Here is a 479-nt window from a genome sequence, read left to right as displayed (position 1 = left end):
CATGCCATTTGTTGAAAAACCACATCCCCACTCCTTTGAAGATGGTATTGATTCAATCAGCGTCTCTGGCCATAAGATGATAGGCTCCCCGATCCCATGTGGAATCGTGCTTGCCAAGCGGCATATGGTTGATCAGATTTCAGTCGAGGTTGATTACATTTCTTCACGCGATCAAACCATCAGCGGCTCAAGAAACGGTCATAGTGCCCTATTCATGTGGACTGCAATCAAAAGTCATTCATTTTCAGACTGGCAAGACAAAGTACAGCTTTGCTTAGACATGGCTGCATATACAGTGCAGCGCTTCCAAGAAGCAGGGATAAATGCTTGGCGTAACAAAAATTCCAATACTGTTGTATTTCCTTGCCCATCAGAGCCCATCTGGCGAAAGCACTCATTAGCTAATTCTGGTGATGTCGCTCATATTATCACCATGCCACATCTAGATAGTACAGAGAAACTTGACACGTTGATTGAAG

The 479-nt window shown here is 44.3% G+C and carries 1 protein-coding gene; it reads left to right on the top strand.

What is annotated here, in order from left to right; genetic code table 11:
- Nucleotide 1 precedes the first annotated feature (1 nt).
- Nucleotides 2-479: pyridoxal-dependent decarboxylase (locus tag IQR33_RS34695; RefSeq protein WP_228014191.1), on the top strand; the 478-nt coding region annotated here is incomplete at its 3' end.

It is taken from the genome of Vibrio sp. OPT46, from assembly GCF_015163535.1.
Lineage (GTDB): Bacteria > Pseudomonadota > Gammaproteobacteria > Enterobacterales > Vibrionaceae > Vibrio > Vibrio alginolyticus.
The sequence above is the reverse complement of the archived record's forward strand: the minus strand, read 5'-3'. Positions and strand labels throughout refer to the sequence as shown.